16 protein-coding genes are annotated in these 15864 nt (G+C 47.8%); 5 read left to right on the top strand and 11 right to left on the bottom strand.

The features are described 5' to 3' along the window. Positions 1-129 precede the first annotated feature (129 nt). Positions 130-2187 carry a glycoside hydrolase family 97 protein gene (locus tag ELR70_RS05975; protein WP_054016953.1) on the top strand — a complete coding sequence of 686 codons (2058 nt, stop codon included), beginning with the start codon at positions 130-132 and terminating at the stop codon, positions 2185-2187. 49 nt (positions 2188-2236) lie between these two features. Here the strand turns inward: ELR70_RS05975 and ELR70_RS05970 are convergent, their stop codons facing one another. Then, positions 2237-3400, bottom strand: a complete 1164-nt coding sequence (locus ELR70_RS05970; protein ID WP_054016954.1) for an MFS transporter — start codon at positions 3398-3400, stop codon at positions 2237-2239. A gap of 80 nt (positions 3401-3480) precedes the next feature. Here ELR70_RS05970 and ELR70_RS05965 point away from each other — a divergent pair, with 80 nt between their 5' ends. Both ELR70_RS05965 and ELR70_RS05960 read left to right on the top strand, forming a co-directional pair. Continuing rightward, positions 3481-4287 (top strand): helix-turn-helix transcriptional regulator, encoded by an 807-nt coding sequence (locus ELR70_RS05965; RefSeq protein ID WP_054016955.1) that lies wholly within the window; start codon positions 3481-3483, stop codon positions 4285-4287. 222 nt (positions 4288-4509) lie between these two features. Then, the gene (locus ELR70_RS05960; RefSeq protein WP_054016956.1) at positions 4510-5163 is read left to right on the top strand and encodes an XRE family transcriptional regulator; all 654 of its coding nucleotides are present in this window, start codon (positions 4510-4512) and stop codon (positions 5161-5163) included. 219 nt (positions 5164-5382) lie between these two features. Here ELR70_RS05960 and trpS read toward each other — a convergent pair whose 3' ends face one another. From trpS to rpe, 3 genes are read right to left on the bottom strand one after another with little or no spacing between them, the layout of a single operon-like run. Then, positions 5383-6387 (bottom strand): tryptophan--tRNA ligase, encoded by a 1005-nt coding sequence (gene trpS, locus ELR70_RS05950; RefSeq protein WP_054016958.1) that lies wholly within the window; start codon positions 6385-6387, stop codon positions 5383-5385. A gap of 25 nt (positions 6388-6412) precedes the next feature. Continuing rightward, positions 6413-7078: an HAD family hydrolase gene (locus ELR70_RS05945; protein ID WP_054016959.1), complete on the bottom strand. Its 666-nt coding sequence runs from the start codon at positions 7076-7078 to the stop codon at positions 6413-6415. After that, complete coding sequence (gene rpe / locus ELR70_RS05940; protein WP_054016960.1) at positions 7078-7767, bottom strand: ribulose-phosphate 3-epimerase; 690 nt, start codon at positions 7765-7767, stop codon at positions 7078-7080. Before rpe ends, ELR70_RS05945 begins: the two co-directional genes overlap by 1 nt. A gap of 183 nt (positions 7768-7950) precedes the next feature. Here rpe and ELR70_RS05935 point away from each other — a divergent pair, with 183 nt between their 5' ends. Both ELR70_RS05935 and ELR70_RS05930 read left to right on the top strand, forming a co-directional pair. Next, on the top strand, positions 7951-8247 hold the full coding sequence (locus ELR70_RS05935; protein ID WP_054017022.1) for a hypothetical protein: 297 nt from the start codon (positions 7951-7953) through the stop codon (positions 8245-8247). A gap of 87 nt (positions 8248-8334) precedes the next feature. Continuing rightward, positions 8335-8529, top strand: a complete 195-nt coding sequence (locus ELR70_RS05930) for a DUF2970 domain-containing protein (RefSeq protein ID WP_054016961.1) — start codon at positions 8335-8337, stop codon at positions 8527-8529. A 38-nt stretch (positions 8530-8567) separates the two neighbouring features. Here the strand turns inward: ELR70_RS05930 and ELR70_RS05925 are convergent, their stop codons facing one another. The 7 genes from ELR70_RS05925 to ELR70_RS05895 all read right to left on the bottom strand — a co-directional run bounded on the left by ELR70_RS05925 (position 8568) and on the right by ELR70_RS05895 (position 15863). Beyond that, complete coding sequence (locus ELR70_RS05925) at positions 8568-9398, bottom strand: Dam family site-specific DNA-(adenine-N6)-methyltransferase (RefSeq protein WP_054016962.1); 831 nt, start codon at positions 9396-9398, stop codon at positions 8568-8570. A gap of 37 nt (positions 9399-9435) precedes the next feature. Further along, positions 9436-10893, bottom strand: a complete 1458-nt coding sequence (locus tag ELR70_RS05920; RefSeq protein ID WP_054016963.1) for an AAA family ATPase — start codon at positions 10891-10893, stop codon at positions 9436-9438. Further along, positions 10893-11963: a 3-dehydroquinate synthase gene (gene aroB / locus ELR70_RS05915; protein ID WP_054016964.1), complete on the bottom strand. Its 1071-nt coding sequence runs from the start codon at positions 11961-11963 to the stop codon at positions 10893-10895. The genes ELR70_RS05920 and aroB overlap by 1 nt, the downstream gene beginning before the upstream one ends. A gap of 30 nt (positions 11964-11993) precedes the next feature. Further along, the gene (gene aroK, locus ELR70_RS05910; protein WP_046004932.1) at positions 11994-12512 is read right to left on the bottom strand and encodes a shikimate kinase AroK; all 519 of its coding nucleotides are present in this window, start codon (positions 12510-12512) and stop codon (positions 11994-11996) included. Positions 12513-12663: 151 nt separating this feature from the next. Beyond that, entirely contained in the window at positions 12664-14667 is a 2004-nt protein-coding gene (locus ELR70_RS05905; protein ID WP_235577139.1) for a type IV pilus secretin PilQ family protein, read from the bottom strand. 57 nt (positions 14668-14724) lie between these two features. Further along, positions 14725-15261 carry a pilus assembly protein PilP gene (locus ELR70_RS05900; protein WP_054016966.1) on the bottom strand — a complete coding sequence of 179 codons (537 nt, stop codon included), beginning with the start codon at positions 15259-15261 and terminating at the stop codon, positions 14725-14727. Then, a complete protein-coding gene (locus ELR70_RS05895) occupies positions 15261-15863 on the bottom strand; it encodes a type 4a pilus biogenesis protein PilO (protein WP_054016967.1) in 603 nt (200 codons plus the stop codon). Before ELR70_RS05895 ends, ELR70_RS05900 begins: the two co-directional genes overlap by 1 nt. Position 15864: the final 1 nt, after the last annotated feature.

Raw genomic sequence — 15864 nt, 5'->3', positions numbered from 1 at the left:
ATGTAGACCGGACGACTGTTAGTTTCCATTCATCGCATTTTCAAACTGAATACGTATGCAGAAAGTTCATCCCCCATTGAAGATAACAGTATGCTAAACGCTCACTCAAATTTGCAACCGAGATAGTTTATGCGATTAGTCTTCTCAGCAACAGGCATTGCCGCCACGTTGGTCGCCGGTTTATTTACCGGTGCGACGCAGGCTGCGACACACAGTGTTAGCTCCCCCGACGGTAAACTGACCTTTCAGATCAGCGATGATAATACCCAACCTAGCTATCAGATCACGTTCAACAACAAGGCGGTAATCGCCCCCTCCAAGCTGGGGTTTGACTTTGCCCGGGCACCATCGTTGCGTGATGGCCTGACTATCATCAGCACTCAACGTAATAGCGCGGATGAACACTGGCAACAACCCTGGGGTGAAGCACGAGAAGTCCGAGATCATCATAACGAACTGGTTGTAACTTTGGCAGACAATCAATCAAAGCAAACACAGTATACGTTCAGAGTACGAGTATTTGACGACGGTGTAGGCTTTAGATATGAAGTCGCAGCAGACTCAGCCCGCTATATCACCCGTGAACTGACGGAGTTTGCTGTTGCAGACAGTAATAAAGCCAATGCCTGGTGGATCCCGGCTCGTGGCTGGAACCGCTATGAGTACACCTACAACACCACGGCACTACACGATGCGGCTCATGTCCACACCCCCTTTACTTTGAAGAACAAAGACGGTGTTCACATCAGCATTCACGAAGCCGCTTTGGTTGACTATGCTGCGATGACCCTGAACCAGCGCCGTCCGGGCACCTTTATCAGCGACCTGACGCCCTGGTCAGATGGTATTGCAGTTAAAACTAACGGCCAGTTTAAAACCCCCTGGCGGACGATTCAGATAGGTGCAGACGCTACTGACTTGCTAAACTCTCGCCTGATCCTGAACCTTAACGAACCTAATAAGTTAGGCGATGTTTCCTGGGTAGAACCAGGTAAATATTTGGGGATCTGGTGGGGTATGCACATCGGCAAAAACACCTGGGGCAGTGGTGACAAACATGGCGCGACCACAGAGCGTACCAAAGAATATCTGAGCTTTGCCGCAGAGCATGGTTTTGATGGTGTACTGGTGGAAGGCTGGAATACCGGCTGGGACGGAGACTGGTTCTTTAATGGTGATGTATTCAGCTTTACCGAAGCTTACCCGGATTTTGACCTTGATGCCATTGCAGCCCATGGCAAACAGGTGGGTGCCCGCCTGATCGGTCATCATGAAACGTCAGGTAACGTCAGCAACTATCGTGACCAAATGGCCGACGCTTTTGCCCTGTATGAAAAAGCAGGTGTCCGACAAGTAAAAACTGGCTACGTGGCTGATGGTGGCAACATCAAACGCATTGATGAACGTGGCCATGCCCGTTTTGAATGGCACGACGGCCAGTTTATGGTCAATGAGTATCTGGACAATGTGAAACTGGCAGCCAAACATAAGATCAGCATCAATACCCATGAGCCAATTAAGGACACCGGGTTGCGTCGTACCTATCCAAACTGGCTGACCCGTGAGGGTGCGCGTGGTCAGGAGTTTAACGCCTGGGGCACCCCGCCTAACCCGCCCGAGCATACCACTATGCTGGCCTATACGCGCATGTTGTCTGGCCCTATGGACTTCACACCCGGCATTTTTGATATGAGCTTTAATGGTTTGGGCGATAAAACCAACCGGCCACAAACCACCCTGGCAAAACAACTGGCCCTTTATGTGGTCCTTTACAGCCCGGTACAAATGGCTGCCGACTTGCCGGAAAACTACCTGGCCAGAGCTGATGCCTTCCAGTTTATCAAAGACGTGCCGGCAGACTGGGAACACAGTGTCGCGCTGGCTGGAGAAGTGGGAGATTATGTGGTCTTTGCCCGTAAAGAGCGCAAGCGCGGCAAATACTCAGGTAAAGACTGGTATTTAGGCGCCATCACCGATGAGCAGGCCAGAAGCATTGACGTAAAACTCGATTTCCTTGAGCCGGGCCAGCGCTTCGAAGCCCAGATCTATCAGGATGGCCCCAAGGCTGAGTGGAAACACAACCCCTATGATCTGAGCATTCAAAAACAGATTGTCACGGCACAGGATACCTTAACGCTGAAGCTGGCCACCAGTGGCGGCACGGCTATCCGCTTTAAAGCCCTTTAAATCGATACTTTTTCGTTCAATTGAGCCGCCCGCGATGGGCGGCTTTCCCTCAGGCAGCCACGCGCTTCAAGTGCGGCGTAATAAACTGACTCAGTACCAAGGAGCAACCCGCCAATGCCGCACCAAAATAGAACACCAGAGACTGATCATACAACCACACCACACCAAAGCTGGCCGGGATCACCACAGCGGCAATATGGTTGATGGTAAAGCTGACGCCCGCAGTGGCCGCAATATCCTCTGGCTGAGCAATTTTCTGGAAGTAGGTTTTCAGTGCAATGGCCATGGCAAAAAAGATATGGTCCACAACATACAGCACAGCCGCCAGCTGGGCTGACTCCACCAGTGCATAACCCACAAATACCAATATTAATCCTGAATATTCCAATGTCAGCGCCTTTTGCTCTCCAATGCGGTTGATCATCTGACCGATTTTCGGCGCGACAAAAATGTTCACAACGTGGTTGAGCATATACAGCGCAGTGATTTCGGCCACATCAAAACCAAACTTTTCAACCATTAAAAAGCCGGCAAACACCATAAAGATCTGACGACGAGCACCGGAGAAAAAAGTCAGAATGTAATAAAGAGAATATTGCTTGCGCAGAATTAATTTCTTGTGTTGCGTTGCTTGCTGCACAAATTGTGGGTGCGTTGCTGCCATAAACAGCGTCAGCGCCAGTCCGGCACCGCCGAAGAGCAAATAAACCCATACATAATCAGTGGCCAGCCAGGTGAATGCCACCCAGATCAGGCCAAAGGTGACCAAAGAGGCCATAGATTTAATAGACAGCAGCCGACCTAACTGCTCCGGCGCTTCTTCCTTAGAAAACCATTGCAAGCTCAGCAATTGATTAAGCGTTTCAAAATAGTGAAAGCCAATAGACATCAGCACTGTTGTGGCATACAGGCCATACACACTGGGGAAAATCCCCGTCAGCGCTACCCCGATTGATAATAAACACAAACTCACCAGCGCAAAGGTTTGCTCCTTCAGCACCAGCAACACAAACACCGCCGTAAACGCCAAAAAACCAGGCACCTCGCGCAATGACTGCAACATGCCAATATGCGCGCCAGTAAACGCAGCCTGTTCAATTGCAAAGTTATTAAGCAAGGCATTCCAGGCAGAAAAGGTCATTGCCATCACAATGGTTGCCAGCACCATAAAGCTCATTGGAGACGGCACAAAGAGTCGGGTCGGGTTTTTCATTTACAGTCCTTAAGCACATTGATTGCCGTTAGTGGCCCGGTTAGTATAGGAGCTAAGCCCGCTGGCTAATATGGGAAATCATGACACAAAGTTTATCAAATCGGACAGATGCTTCCTGGCGCAGTGTGTCCAGCCGCTTTAAACGCAAGACACTGGGCAGGCCGATTTTCCCACGCCCTACCACTATGCCCGCCAATGAGCATGTGCGCTCACACAGCCATCACTGGGGGCAGATCACTTATATCAGTGATTCAGTCATGAGCATTTTCACACCGCAGGGCACTTTCGTCATTCCACCACAGCAGGCCTTGTGGATCCCTCCCAATGTGGAACATGAAACGTTCTGCCGTTATGGCGGACATTTTCGCAGCGTTTATATTGATGAAAAGTATGCCGCCATATTAGGCGACCAGGCAAAAACCCTGGTAGTTGATGCGCTGCTAAAAGAGATGATCCTGACCATCTGCACCTGGCCCGAAGACTATCTGCTCGATGATAAAACCGAGCGCTTTATCCAGGTGTTTATCGATCGACTGGAGCTGGCGCCCACCAGTGCGTTTTTCATTCCCAAGGCGGATGACCAGCGACTGTTGCCGATTGTCAGTGAACTGTATTCTAACCCAGGCTGTACACGAACTTTAGAGCAGTGGGGTGAGCAGGTGGGCGCCTCGGCCAGAACACTGAACCGGCTGTTTCATAAAAGCTTTGCCATGAGCTTTAGTCAATGGAAACAAAAACTCAGAGCACTGCGTGCGGTGGAGATGCTCACAGCCGGAGAAACCCAGCAAGTCATTGCCCAGCAACTGGGTTTCGAATCCAGCTCGGCGTTTAACAGCGCATTTAAAAAGTACTTTGGCACAACTCCCCGGCAGTATCTAAAACGGTAGCGCAGAATATTCAGATATAGAACTGTCGCACTTCCTACCAAGCACCTACCTGAAGTTCCGATCTGGTTAAACTAAACCTGGCGGGTTTAAAATCGTACAAATAATTATCTATGCCCATGATGCCTGGACAGATAGTAGGCAATCAGACTCCCCAGACTGTACACCCTCCTAAGAGACAAGTACTCTGGACCCCTTTCTTCGTTGTAACCTGTATGGGGTGTCATGAGCACAGCATTTTCGCGTCGGTTTATTACCTTAATCGACCAGTTTAGTGCCGGAAACAAGCGTCAGTTTGCGCTACTTACCGGTAAATCACCGTCGCATATTTATCGTATTTGCCGTGGTCTGAGCCGACCATCTGTTGCTTATCTGGAGCATTTGTACAGTCTATTTGGTATCGATCTAAACTGGCTACTTACAGGTGAACAGCCCGTTGAACATGGCACGCTAGCTACTGGACAGGATATGCTCATGGTCCCTAAGTTGGACGTTGAAGCCAGTGCCGGTTTTGGTAGCATCAATGGCAGTGAAGACATCACCGAACAGTTTGCCCTGAATAAGCGCTGGTTGAGCACTCAGCTGGGCGTGCATAGTGAACAGCTGGCATTTGTGACTATTCGCGGTGACAGTATGCTACCGACTCTGCAACACGGCGACATGGTTCTGGTTGATTTAAGCCAGCGTGATGCGAATAAACGCGGCGTATTTGTGCTGCAAACCGAAGATGGCCTAATGGCTAAACGCTTAATACAACATCGGGATCATATCAGCGTAGTGAGTGATAACCCCGATTACCCTGCCTGGCAGATACAGGCCGACAATGCTCAGCAGCATGGTATCGCAGGCAGAATAGTCTGGTGTGGGCGTAGTATGTAATACCAATTTCACTTAATACCTCTTCTATTTGAAGGAGCAAATATGACGCTAACGGCGTTAAAAATTTCTCATTTAGAACAGCTAAATAGCAAAATTTTTGCCTGGTTATCGACCCTATTTTCTCGCCTCAAAATAGAACACTTAATTAAGCAAATTGGTATACCCCTAAGACAGCAAAAAGCCAGCATATGCTGGCTTTTTGTTTTTATAGCTTGTTAGCTACGGGCGCGGAATAAATCCAACAGCGTCGTATGCTGCTTTCAGTGTTTTTTCTGCACGTGCCCCGGCCTTTTCAGCACCGTTACGCATAATTTGATCAAGCAGCGCCTGATCTTCACGGATCTCTCTAAACCGCGCCTGCATCGGCTCCAGCATGGCCACAACCGCATCGGCGGTGTCTTTTTTCAGGTGACCATACATTTTGTCTTCATACTCAGGTACCAGCTCAGCCACATCACGCTTGGTCGCAACGGACAACAGAGTCAACAAGTTAGAAACACCCGGTTTTTCTTCGCGGTCAAAGTAAATACGCGCCTGCTCGTCAGAATCCGTGACTGCCTTTTTAAGCTTTTTCTCGATCTTCTTTGGTTCGTCCAAAAGCATAATATACGCATTTGGATTGTCATCAGACTTAGACATTTTCTTTAATGGATCTTGTAAGCTCATCACTCGAGCACCCAGCTCAGGGATATAAGGCTCAGGTACTTTGAACACTTCGCCATACAAGTTATTGAAACGTGTTGCAATATCACGAGTTAGTTCCAGGTGCTGCTTCTGATCTTCACCAACTGGCACTTGATCGGCCTGATACAGCAGAATATCCGCAGCTTGCAATACCGGGTAAGAGAACAAGCCAACATTCACATTGTTAGTGTTCTTAGCCGACTTGTCTTTAAACTGGGTCATACGGTTCAGTTCACCCATTTGCGCATAACAATTCAGCACCCAGCCTAACTGAGCATGTTCCGGTACTTGAGACTGAACAAACAGCGCCGACTTTTCAGGGTCAATGCCGCAGGCCGCATACAGCGCGATACCATCTAACACACGCTCACGCAGGGCACTTGGCTCCTGACGCACGGTAATAGCATGCAAATCAACCAGCATAAAGAAACAATCATGATCTTCCTGTAGCTTAAGCCACTGGTTAATGGCACCCACATAATTGCCTATTGTCATACCACCGGTTGGCTGAATGCCACTTAACACTACTGGTTTAGTCATTGTGTTCCTTTACTCCTATCTAAGTTTAAGGTTGATTTAAAATGGGGATTATATCCAAGAAGCCCTCACAGAGGTACTGTGGATTCAGTGTCGCCAGGTCCAGCCCTTGATTGTACCCATATTTAAGTGCAATCACAGGCATTTTTGCAGCTTGAGCGGCCAGAATATCACTTTTTGAGTCACCCACCATGATGGCGTCTTGCGGTGCAATATTAAGTTGCTCGCAGGCAGACAGCAGTGGCTCAGCCGCTGGCTTTTTAGGGCCATCGTCGCCACACACCACCACCTCAAAGTGCGTACTCAAATTCAGGTTATCAAGCAATTGTAGTGTAAATTCGCGACTTTTATTGGTCACAACAGCCTTTGGAACATGACTGAATGCCGCCAGCACAGTTTCGACATTGGCGTAGAGCAAAGAGTACTGACCAACCAGCGCCCGATAATGTCCGGCAAAGCGTTCTTGTGCTTCCGTCACCAGACGCGGCGGTAACTCTGCGTTGATCTCATTACTACCACTGAGACCACGTTGCACCAATACATCGATCCCGTTACCCACCCACTCAAGCACCTGAGTGCGACTGACCACAGGGAATGCCACTTCTGTTAACGTCAGATTCAGTGCCATATACAAATCATGCGCACTGTCGACCAGTGTTCCGTCGAGATCAAATAAAATACCCTGATATCGCATTAGCCCACCTTAGCGAGCTCTGTACGCATCGCATCAATGACCTTCCGATAGTCTGGTTGATTAAAAATAGCCGATCCTGCGACAAACATATCCGCACCTGCTGCCGCAACCTCAGCGATATTATCGACTTTAATACCACCGTCGACTTCAAGGCGGATTTTCCGACCGCTGGCATCAATACGCTCACGTACCTGACGCAGTTTATCTAATGTCTGTGGGATAAAACTCTGGCCACCAAAACCCGGATTCACAGACATCAGGAGGATCTGATCCACTTTGTCCATGACATAGTCCAGATAATGCAGTGGTGTTGCAGGGTTAAGCACCAAGCCCGCTTCACAGCCCTGCTCTTTAATCAAACCCAGACTGCGGTCAATATGCTCACTGGCTTCTGGGTGAAAAGTAATAATGTCAGCCCCCGCTTTCGCGAATTCGGGGATGAGGCTATCTACGGGTTTGATCATCAAATGTACATCTATTGGGGCGGTGATCCCATAATTGCGTAAGGCTTCACAGATCATTGGGCCAAACGTCAAATTGGGGACATAATGATTGTCCATCACATCAAAGTGCACGACATCCGCACCCGCAGCCAATACTTTGGCGACGTCTTCACCCAACTTTGCGAAATCGGCAGACAAAATGGACGGTGCAATTAAGAACTCGGATTTATTATTGTTCTGCGACATACTACCCCCTGAAACTAAATGTCAGGGCTACTGTAACCCATCTGAATGCTAAAAACACCTGATTGTTGGGTACACATGACATTCTCATTTGCGAGTAATTGCAACTTTTGCAAGACAAAGCGATTGTTTAATAATCACCCATAGTGTACTATTTAAAGATAACTATTCACTGGGGATATGGTTATGTTAGGTCAGCTAAAAACACGGACGCTTTTGCTTACGGCTGCTGTAGTCTTGTCTGCTGGCGTGTTTTCGTTCAGCGGCGATGATGCCTTAATCGCAAAACACGACATGTGTCAATGCTCTACAACTCAGGTGAGTCAGCATGCACAAACCAATGCATGTAAGCTGGAATCACACACCAGCTGGTACGCCTGGCTGACTGGTGGCAGCAGTAACGGGCAATTCCATTATCTGGACCTGCTTGAACTGTTACTTGGTTCAGACGAGCAGACTTCAAATCAGTTTTCACAATTTTAATCGGGTACGAATACGCTTAGTTAAGACGAGTTAGTATTTGTACACTATACTGATCGGTATCTTAGTTCAGACAGGAGCCAGGACGCCGTGACAGAACGATTCTTCATACTCATCCAGAGTGTACTTGCTGCGATGTTTGGCGTGCAAAGCCAAGCCAAATATCGCGTCGACTTCAGCCAAAAACACTTTTGGCCCTTTGCCTTTCTCGCCGTTTGCTTTGTTATTTTACTGGTGCTGGTGTTGGCTTGGTTTGTCAATTCAGTGGTGCTCTCGCAGCCGTAAGCCTCAGTGCCAGCTGTTCACAGCAAGATGTCTACAGCTTAGTCGTGATACAAAGCCATCAACTCATCAACCCGATTCCGGCCTGTGCCTTTCGGACTGATGGTTCGTTTTACCTGAATGACATCCAATTTAGCTTGGCTATATATCTTGCGCGTCAGCACAGTGTCGTGGTTGGAGATGAGCACGGGAGTATGCTGTTCAAATGCAGCCGTTTCCGCCAGATTAGCAAGTTGTGCCTGATCATCCAGATTGAACCCACCTTTAGCATAAGCTGTAAATGAAGCAGTCTTACTTAAAGGCACATAGGGTGGATCACAATACACCACGGCTTTGTCTGGAATACGTTTAAATACCTGCTCATAGCTTAGACAGGTAAATGTGGCCTGCTGTGCTTTTTCTGAAAAGAAATACAGCTCGTTTTCAGGGAAATAGGGACGTTTGTATTTTCCAAACGGCACATTGAAAATGCCTTTCAGGTTATAGCGGCACAAGCCATTATATCCATGGCGGTTCATATATAAAAACAGAATAGCCCGCTCATATACGTCGACACTTTCATTAAATTGCTGACGATATGCATAGTAGGCATCAGAATGGTTGTTCAGATCCACAAACAGTTTTTTGGCATCACTGATGAACTCATCCGGCGTGCGTTGTAGCTCTTTGTATAGGTTGATCAGATCCGCATTGATATCATTGAGTATGTAGTGCTTAAAGTGACTGTTGAGAAAGACAGAACCAGCCCCAACGAAGGGCTCCACCAGAGTTTCGGCCTCTTCATTTGCGGCTTGCAAGCGCTTGGTAATATCTTCCACCAAGGCATATTTTCCACCTGCCCATTTTAGAAAAGCTCTGGTCTTTTTTTGCATGATCTGACTAGTTACCCCAAAGTAGCGCGATTCTACACTATTTTTGTGTTTGTGACTGTTGGATTTGTTGCTTAATTTGCACGATACGTTTAAAAAATGGCTGCCCTGCCAATACCGTTTCAGGTAAATTAGCCCGCGCCTGTTTCGCTTCATCTAAGGTCGAAAACGGTGCTAAAGTTACAAACCACCAGTCCTTTTTGCCACGCACCACCTGTGCTGTACGGATCTGTGACAATTTATGCTGTTCGATATACCGACGTGCTACAGTATGATCAGTCACAGCAAGTAGCTGAATTGTCCAGGCGTTACTGTCCTGAGCCATAAACCAATCATTGTCAGACATAGTCTGTGATTGCGTATCATTTGCAACCTGTACTGGTTCAGCTGCGGGTTCTGGTTTCTGTGCTTGGTCTTCCACAACTGGTTGTACAGTGTCATTAGGAGAGACTTGCTCTGACAGTACCTGTGCAACAGCCGGCACATCAGAGGCACTTTGCAAGTCTGGTACGGGTGATACATCACCTCCCTTTTCTTGTGCAGGGACCACATTTTGATCTGCATCCTGACTCTTATCACTCAGAGTTAAAGCATCCAGTATGGATTTCACATCATGCTGACCCATACTCTGAGTTCCCTCTTTTTCTTCGACTTGCGCCTGATGTTTAGGCTGCTCTGCCTCGGACAACACCTCTTGAGTTGTCAGCACCGTTGGCTGCGGTAATTCAGTGACAGCCGTTTTTTCAACATCCTGTTGCATACGCAATAGATCCGCCCAGTCTTTTTGATACACCACAGCTACCAGCGACAAAATGCCAATCGCAATAAATGCGCCCAAAAACCCATGTATTTGTCGACGGCTTATCGTTCGCTCAGACTTGAGCGTCAGTTGATGCTGAGTTTGCTGCCATTCCAACAAAATACTGGGGTTACCACCTGACTCATTTAAAAAAGTGGAAAAGATGGGGTCTTCTTGCGGCGGAAGCTCCTGAAAGAACATCGCCATCAGACGACGACTTTCTGTTAATGATAAGGGTTCCAGGTGAATATCCAGCGCTTCAGGCAGTATCTTTGGCGTTTGCCCGGTAACCAAAATATATAGAGTATCCGGTGCCTTCTTTGCCAGTAACTGGAGTTCCTGGATGAGTTCATCACTAAGATGGCGCGCACCATCAATCACCCACAGACACGGACCACAGGGTTGCTCATTGTACAGAACAAAAAAATTCTCACTCAATGACAACTTATGATCAACCAGCGGGGCGCGAAAGCTGTTCTCCAATAACTGCTGCACCAGTTCGGTATCTTTGGTATGTGCGCCGAGCTTTACAAAGGCTTTATTAAATTCAGGATACTTATCTGTGATGAAAGACTCAGCCAGGTAGCTTTTGCCTAATCCGGAGTTACCAACCAGGCAAATAAGATTCTGCCCATACTCAAACTGCATTGCAATCCGGTCGACCAGGGCGGCCCGACTCGGTAATATTTGCGACTGCATCAGTGCCCTATTAGCTGGCCTAAGGTGTCGTCAGATACGTCATCCACCAACTGACATTCGCCAAGCGCAGTTGGTACGATAAAGCGGATCTTACCTTGCTTGTTTTTCTTATCTTTACGCATGTGGGAAATAAACTGTGCCGTTGTCATAGACGCTGGCGCTGCAATCGGCAATTGATACATTTCCAGCAACGTAGCAATACGCGCTACTTCATTGTCTGTCAACGCACCTCTTAGCTGCGCCAGACGGGCTGCTAACATCATGCCCGCAGCGACTGCCTCACCATGTAACCAAACGCCATAGCCCATCTGCGCCTCAATGGCATGACCAAACGTATGGCCCAAGTTCAGCAGCGCACGTAGCCCAGCTTCTTTTTCGTCTTGCGCCACAATCTCAGCCTTAATGGTACAACAGCGATGGATCACTTGCATCAGCAGCTCGGTGTCCAGGCTTTGTAATGCCCTGCCATTGTCTTCAAGTAGAGTCAGAAAGTCTTTGTCGTAGATCAGACCATACTTGATCACTTCGGCCATACCAGCAGCAAACTCTCGAGGCGGCAGGCTCTTTAGTGTGTTGGTATCAATAAACACCGCTTTGGGCTGATAGAATGCGCCTATCATGTTCTTACCTAAAGGGTGATTAACTGCTGTCTTACCACCAACCGACGAATCAACCTGCGATAACAAAGTTGTAGGGATCTGAATAAATGGCACACCGCGTTGATAACACGCCGCAACAAACCCAGTCAAATCTCCCACGACACCACCACCTAAGGCGATCAGGCAAGTATCCCGGCCACAATTATGCTCAAGCAAGAATGCATTAACGCGCTCAAACCACTCAAGTGTTTTGTATTGCTCACCATCAGGAATACAAAAATAAAGTGGATTTGTGCCATCCAGCTGTGCAAGTAAGTTGTCGAGATACAGAGGTGCAACCGTCTCGTTGCTAATGATGACGGGGCGCGCACTGCCAATATGCTGCAATAACCGCCCCTTATCGGAGAGAAGATCTTGGCCAATATAGATAGGATAGCTACGCTCGTTTAAATCGACTTTTAATTCAAGCATGTGCTGTCACCTCCTATCTAGCCTACATGTTTAGAAATCTAACTTCTCAATAATTTGATTCGCCACCACTTTGGCGCTTTGCTCGTCTGTGCGTACAACGTGATCCGCCACTTCTTTATAAAGTGGTTCACGTTCGTTTGCCAGACGTACTAATACGTCGCGTGAATCTTCTTCTGTTTGTAGCAAAGGACGACGCTTATCACGCTGTGTACGTGCTACTTGCTTTTCAATTGGAGTCTCTAGATAGACCACAATACCACGCGCAGATAGCTTATTACGTACCTCTTTACTGATGACTGAGCCGCCGCCAGTAGCCAATACGATGCCTTGCTTTTCGGTAAGATCAGAAATCACGGTCTCTTCGCGACGACGAAACCCTTCTTCCCCTTCAATATCGAACACCCAGGAGATATCGGCCCCTGTACGGCGCTCGATTTCTTGATCTGAATCGAAGAACTCCAGATGTAATTGGTCCGCAATGTGACGACCAATCGTGCTCTTACCAGCCCCCATTGGGCCTACCAGAAATATATTACGTTTCTCAGCCATATCTTTTTAGTACAAACGAACTCTAAAATTTGAAATAAAACCCCGCCTAACGACCTGGCCCCAAAATTAAGGAGGGGATTATCTCAGCATTCACTGCGTGATTTCAAGTCAAAAGGCAACTTTCACGCCCATTATTATTATTTTAGTCTGACTAGAGCGAGTCATGCATGATCTTAGGCGTCACAAAAATCAATAACTCTCTCTTTTCATTGATTTCTCGTGTGTTCCTAAATAGGACACCTAAATATGGCACATCACCCAGTACAGGCACTTTACTCACCGCATTGGTCATTTCCTGCTGGTAAATACCACCCAGTACGACTGTCTGACCGTTTTCTACCAATACCTGTGTTTGGATCCGCTGCGTGTTGATAGCCACCGCCGGGCCATTGGCTGTCTGTACTGTATCACCGCGCGTATCCTGTGTTATGACAAGATCCAAAATAATTTTATTATCCGGTGTAATTTGAGGTGTCACCTCTAAACTCAGCACCGCTTTTTTAAACTGCACGGTTGACGCACCACTTGAGGCTGATTCCACATAGGGGATCTCGGTACCTTGCTCAATACGTGCCGTCTTTTGATTGGCCGTAGTGATACTCGGTGTGGCAATGATCTCACCCTTGTTCTCTTGCTCCAGCGCTGACAGTTCCAAGTCTATCAAAGTCCCGTCTGACAATTTGGCAATGTGCATGCCTAAGCTGCCTGCAGGGTTTTGCACCGGCAGATTCACGTTCAAACGCTCGGTCAAGTCAGGGATAGTGCCACCGGAGAGCTTATTGGTGGCTTCCAGAGTGCCCGAAATCGCATCGGTGCCTTGCTGGTCACTAAACCCCCAGCGGATCCCTAAATCTTCCTGAACATTATCAGATACCGTCACCATACGAGACTCGATACGTACCTGCTTAACTGGCACATCCAGCGTCTCAACCATGCGTCTGACATTCTCAATGCTGCGTGATGTATCCTTGATCAATAAGGTATTGGTTCGCTTATCAACCGATACACTGCCGCGCAAGCTGATGATCGAGTTTTCATCTGTTTTTAGCAGATCAGCAAACTCCTCAGCTTTGGCATAATTGAGTTGAATATACTCGCTATATAAAGGTTCAAGTTCCTCGACCTGGCGTTTCGCCTGCAATTCTTTCGCTTCTCTGGCTGCCAACTCCTCAGACGGTGCCACCATTAAGATGGCGCCTTCCATCCGCTTGTCCAGCCCTTTAACCCGCAGCACCACATCTAATGCCTGATCCCAGGGAACGCCGTCCAGACGTAGCGTAATGTTCCCGGTTACTGAGTCACTCGTGACCAGGTTAAAGTTATTGGTATCGGCAATGATCTGTAGCACTGAGCGAATAGGAATGTCCTGAAAGTTCAGCGTGATCGGCTGGCCCTGATAGTTCTTCTTGTCTGTGTAAGAGAATTCCTGGTCGTCTTTTTCGACTGTCAGCGTAAAAATGTTGTCCAGTTGCTGATAATTGAATTTAAATGCGCCATTGGGCTTAATCACCAGCCGGCTCTTGCCTTCTTCCCGGAACGTTTCTACCGTGCTGACGACAGTGCCAAAATCCACCACATCAAGTTCATACAGTAACTCATCCGGGATATCGATATGATGAAAATCAGCAAAGATTTGCCCGCCTCGCTCTTGTACATCTATTGCCGCTTGGCTGGAATCCAAAAAGGCCAGGATCTGTGCAGCCCCTTTCTCTGTGCGTCTGAAGTCAATATTCTGGATCCGATTCATCGCACTGTGCAGCGTGTCTGTCTGTGCTTCATTGCTGGCAACCGGAATGGGCTGGTCGGATACTTTGACATAAACCAGGTTGTTTTTTACCTCAGTACGATAAAGTTTAAGGGCTTTCATTTGCACACTGAGCACAAAGCCGCCATTTTCCATTCTACTTTGGATCTGTTCTATGCCAGCTTTGTTTACCTTGAGTAATTCCAGGCTTTCTTCGAACTCAGCATCAGGAAAAAATAATTCAATACGGGCGGGTTCGTTCAGAACCTGTACTTTTGGCTCAATGGCCAGCTTTTCATCAAAGACAAGCTGTAATTCTGTTTCGCCGGTTGGCACCGGATTGTAGCGAACATCGTATAGCATTGGCATAGCATGAGCGAATAGCGCAGTACCCATTAAAATGCCGCCCATCAGAGTTTTCACAACGTATTTGATCCCGTCGCGCGCAATCATATTTTCACCTTTTTATTATTCACCGGCACCGACGTCCTCGGCTTCCACCATTTCGACTTTGCTCAAGCGCTCTTTCCAACACCCAGTCCCATCCGGGATCAATTCCATCAGTTCGAGATGGTCGGCTTGTACACTGACAACTTTACCGTGATACAAGCCCATATATTCATTTTTCTTGATTCTGAACAAACCCTGCTCACCAGCACGGATCAGCGCCCAAATAGTTTCTCCCCGAGTAATGGTTCCTTTCATAATCAGGTTATCTAAAGCGTATTTTTCTAACGGATCCCGCGGCCGATTAGGGTCTGGATGCAGACAATTCTTCACTTGCACCAGCCGGCTTTCAATGACTTCAGGTTGCGGGGCTACAAAAGGACTGCGCAATTTACCCGCACTATATGGAAAGTGCTCAAACTGCGCCATTTCAGGCATAGGGTCTATACTTGGCGTCGCATTTGCCTGCACCCGATCGATAAACTCTTTTTGCTCTGCGGTGTTATCATTACATGCCAAGAGCAATACCAGGGGTAATATGGCGAACAGGCGCTTCATTAATCAGCCTCCTGCTCGTAGCGATAGGTTTTTGCCACCACACTGAATACCAGTTGATTATTGCCTGCACCTTCAATACGAAAATCGTGCAAACTCACTATCCGTGGTAACTGCGCCACTTTGCTGACAAACTCACCAAACTCATGATATGTACCGACCACCTCAAGATTGATTGGTAACTCAGTGTAGAACTCTTTTTTCACTTCTGGCAACCAACCAATTTTTAAAAAGGTCAGTCCACTCGATGTCCCCACATAGGTCAGATCGTCCAGCAGCCCCGGGGTTTCATTTGAGGTCGGCAACTTCCTTAGTAGCTGAGAAAACTGCGCTTCCATATCCTTCATTTGCTGCCGGTATAATTCCAGGTTATTGGCCCGGCCATATTTAATCCGATAGCTGGTCCGCAAGTCTTCTTCTTCTTTCACTGCGTGCTCAAAGTTTGCCACTGATGCAGACACTAACATGCTGTAGCCGACTACCAACATCACAACCACAACCAGTACACAGCAAATAGCTTTCACAGGCATCGGCCACTCGCCGATATTGTCCAGCTCAATCTCGTTCCAGTCGATCTCTTGCAGCGATTTCAGGTCAAATTTCATG

Origin of the sequence: Pseudoalteromonas sp. R3 (assembly GCF_004014715.1) — a bacterium.
Classification (GTDB): domain Bacteria; phylum Pseudomonadota; class Gammaproteobacteria; order Enterobacterales; family Alteromonadaceae; genus Pseudoalteromonas.
Note: the sequence above shows the minus strand (reverse complement) of the source record. Positions and strands in the feature narration are given on the sequence as shown.

Coding starts and splice junctions, on each gene's coding strand:
- ELR70_RS05975 (WP_054016953.1), top strand. CDS start 130: ATGCGATTAGTCTTCTCAGCAACAGGCATTGCCGCCACGTTGGTCGCC.
- ELR70_RS05970 (WP_054016954.1), bottom strand. CDS start 3,400: ATGAAAAACCCGACCCGACTCTTTGTGCCGTCTCCAATGAGCTTTATG.
- ELR70_RS05965 (WP_054016955.1), top strand. CDS start 3,481: ATGACACAAAGTTTATCAAATCGGACAGATGCTTCCTGGCGCAGTGTG.
- ELR70_RS05960 (WP_054016956.1), top strand. CDS start 4,510: ATGAGCACAGCATTTTCGCGTCGGTTTATTACCTTAATCGACCAGTTT.
- trpS (WP_054016958.1), bottom strand. CDS start 6,387: ATGACTAAACCAGTAGTGTTAAGTGGCATTCAGCCAACCGGTGGTATG.
- ELR70_RS05945 (WP_054016959.1), bottom strand. CDS start 7,078: ATGCGATATCAGGGTATTTTATTTGATCTCGACGGAACACTGGTCGAC.
- rpe (WP_054016960.1), bottom strand. CDS start 7,767: ATGTCGCAGAACAATAATAAATCCGAGTTCTTAATTGCACCGTCCATT.
- ELR70_RS05935 (WP_054017022.1), top strand. CDS start 7,951: ATGTTAGGTCAGCTAAAAACACGGACGCTTTTGCTTACGGCTGCTGTA.
- ELR70_RS05925 (WP_054016962.1), bottom strand. CDS start 9,398: ATGCAAAAAAAGACCAGAGCTTTTCTAAAATGGGCAGGTGGAAAATAT.
- ELR70_RS05920 (WP_054016963.1), bottom strand. CDS start 10,893: ATGCAGTCGCAAATATTACCGAGTCGGGCCGCCCTGGTCGACCGGATT.
- aroB (WP_054016964.1), bottom strand. CDS start 11,963: ATGCTTGAATTAAAAGTCGATTTAAACGAGCGTAGCTATCCTATCTAT.
- aroK (WP_046004932.1), bottom strand. CDS start 12,512: ATGGCTGAGAAACGTAATATATTTCTGGTAGGCCCAATGGGGGCTGGT.
- ELR70_RS05905 (WP_235577139.1), bottom strand. CDS start 14,667: ATGGGCGGCATTTTAATGGGTACTGCGCTATTCGCTCATGCTATGCCA.
- ELR70_RS05900 (WP_054016966.1), bottom strand. CDS start 15,261: ATGAAGCGCCTGTTCGCCATATTACCCCTGGTATTGCTCTTGGCATGT.
- ELR70_RS05895 (WP_054016967.1), bottom strand. CDS start 15,863: ATGAAATTTGACCTGAAATCGCTGCAAGAGATCGACTGGAACGAGATT.